The sequence below is a fragment of the Kitasatospora sp. NPDC057940 genome, assembly GCF_042887425.1.
In the GTDB taxonomy this organism is placed as follows: Bacteria; Actinomycetota; Actinomycetes; order Streptomycetales; family Streptomycetaceae; genus Kitasatospora.
The window spans coordinates 1-2,414 of sequence record NZ_JBHVPH010000065.1 but is presented as its reverse complement, the minus strand read 5'-3'; the positions used below and the strand labels follow the sequence as shown (position 1 = coordinate 2,414).

At 73.9% G+C, this 2,414-nt stretch carries 3 protein-coding genes and 1 pseudogene; all 4 read right to left on the bottom strand.

Going from position 1 to position 2,414, the window contains the following annotated elements:
• Positions 1-40: 40 nt before the first annotated feature.
• Complete coding sequence (locus ACFVTF_RS38515) at positions 41-274, bottom strand: hypothetical protein (RefSeq protein WP_371515402.1); 234 nt, start codon at positions 272-274, stop codon at positions 41-43.
• A 477-nt stretch (positions 275-751) separates the two neighbouring features.
• On the bottom strand, positions 752-1,333 hold the full coding sequence (locus ACFVTF_RS38510; RefSeq protein WP_387818875.1) for a DUF1772 domain-containing protein: 582 nt from the start codon (positions 1,331-1,333) through the stop codon (positions 752-754).
• Positions 1,334-1,553: 220 nt separating this feature from the next.
• The gene (locus tag ACFVTF_RS38505; RefSeq protein WP_363633641.1) at positions 1,554-2,213 is read right to left on the bottom strand and encodes a hemerythrin domain-containing protein; all 660 of its coding nucleotides are present in this window, start codon (positions 2,211-2,213) and stop codon (positions 1,554-1,556) included.
• Positions 2,214-2,297: 84 nt separating this feature from the next.
• Positions 2,298-2,414, bottom strand: a pseudogene (locus tag ACFVTF_RS38500) (NmrA family transcriptional regulator); the annotation flags it as partial.

Genomic DNA, 2,414 nt, shown 5'->3' with positions numbered 1-2,414 from the left:
GCAGCACGGTGCTGCCGGGCCCGGGGCCTGTCGTCCGCGCCTACCGCCCGCCCTCTCCAGGCCTGCGCGGGGGGTTGCGCCGCAGCGGGTCCAGTTCGCGGGCCAGCGTCCGCACGTCCACGGCTATCCGCGCCGCGAGTTCACCCGGCCCCGCGTCGCCCGGCAGGCGCCGGGACCAGGAACGCGCCTTGGCCGGACCGTCCTGGACCATGTCGAAGTTCAGCCGCACCGCCCCGGCCACGTCGGCCAGGGTCACCAGGATCCGGGTGTCCACGAGGTCGATCGTGACCTCGTTCCCGATGCACGAACACGCCACCAGACCCTCGATGTCCTCCTCCGCCAGATATCTGGCCAGGGGAACCGCTCTCCCCCGGATCAGGTACGGACGTACCACCGCCACCACAGACCCCGCCCCCTCTCCAGCCCACCGGACACGCCGAGCACCGTACGGCCCGGCGGCGGCGCAAGCGCGCCGCAACGACCGGGCCCGCCCATGCTCCACCCATAGCCCCCGGATCGCCAAGTCCAGGACGTCCCAGGCGACTTGACCGACAGCACTGGCCCGGCGCACCGGCGCACGCCCCGGCGCACTCGGGCGCCCCGCCACCAGGCCCGCCATCAGGCCCTCCGTCAGATCCGCTGTCAGATCCGCCGTCAGATCCACCGCACCCGAAACGCACGAAGGCCCGCCCGCACGAGGCGGACGGGCATCCCCGCGGCCGCGCGGCCCTGCGGCGCGCGGCCGGGCCGCTCAGCGGCCCAGGCGGCTGAACCGGCCGTGCAGGACCAGCGAGCGGCTCAGGGCCGCCAGGCCCGCCGTGCAGAGCAGCGTGCGGAGCATGTTCGCGGCCACCCAGGTGCCCTCGAACTTGGCGCGCACGCCCGCGAAGTCGTGGATCTGGGACGGGTCGCCGGCCGCCGCCAGCTCGTTGTTGAGCGGGATGTTGACGCCCATCGTGACCATCAGCGCCACCACGTACAGCACCGTCGCCCCGGCCGCCCACAGCGCCGCCTGGCGCCGGCCGGCCTTGTGCTGGAGCCAGGCCGCCACGCCGGTGGCGGCGAAGGCGCCGACGAAGACCAGGCCGAACATCCCGTTCTCGATCGACGAGTTGATGTGCTGCATCGCCGTCACGTACGTCCGGTCGTCCCCGGCCGCGAGGCCCGGCATCACCGACACGTCGAAGGCGAAGAACAGGCCCGCCATCAGGCCCATCGCGATGGTGGCGCCCGCCAGGACGGGCCCGGCGGCGCGGCCCTGCCCGGCGGTTCCGCCGTGCGGTGAACTCCCCGGCCGCACACCGCCGATGGCCGACGGGACCGCGTACGACACCGGTGCCGACCTCTGATCCGAACGCATCACAGGACCCCTTTTCACTCTCCCGGCCCCGCAGGACGCGGTGCCGGCGAACAGCGGAACGAACGACACCACCCACCGTGCGGCGCCCCCCGCAACGGAACCGCGACAACCGGAACACCGCTACGCGCCACGGCACTTGCGGCATCGGAGAGTGTCAGGAGGAGTGCCGGGGGAGCCGGGAAGGGGCCGGCGGTCACAGAACCGGGTTCAGGGTGCGCCGGTACCGGCGCTCCAGCACCGTGCGGCCGATCAGCCGCACCGGACCCGGGATGGTGGCCGACACCGCCCGCACGGACGCCGCGTCCGCGCCGTCGAACATCCACGGCTGCAGGTACGTCATGACCTGCCCCGGCGCGCTCTGGATGATCCGCCGCTCCACCCGCAGGTACTCGTCCACCGGCAGGCCCGCGATCGCCGGGAACACCACCGGCTCCTCGTGCCCCAGGTGCTCGCGGATCAGGTTCTCGAACCCCGCCGCGGCCTCGGGCAGTTCGGCGATCCGGCGGGCGGAGAGCACGTCCGCGACCCGGCGCATCGTCCGGTCGAGCGCTTCGTGGTCCTGCTCCAGGATGCCGCCGCCGTCGAAGCCGGCCAGCCGCTCGCGCAGGAAGGGCCAGAGGATCTCGTCCTCGCTGTGGTGGTGCCAGTCGATGACGGCCCGCAGCCGGCCGAACCAGTCCGCCAGGGCCGCCGCGGGGCCCCAGCCGCCCGCGGACGAACCCCGGGCGGCGGCCGCGCTCAGCCGCGCGGCGTCCCGGCGCATCGCCACGTGCATCAGCCCGAAGCCCCGGATGTGCCCGGGCAGCGCGCCGACGCCCTGCTCACTCGACCAGACCTGCTTGCCGTCCGACATGGCCAAACCTCCACTGTTATGTCCGGATACACGACCAACGCCCGCCCGGTGGCGGCCTGTTCGGGCCGCCACCGACGAGCCGGATCACACGTTCCACACGCCCGAGGCGGCGGCCTCGCGGGCGAAGTCGGCGAAGTCCCGCGGCTCACGCCCCAACGCCCGCCGCACCCCGTCCCCCAACGAAGCGTTACGACCGTCCAG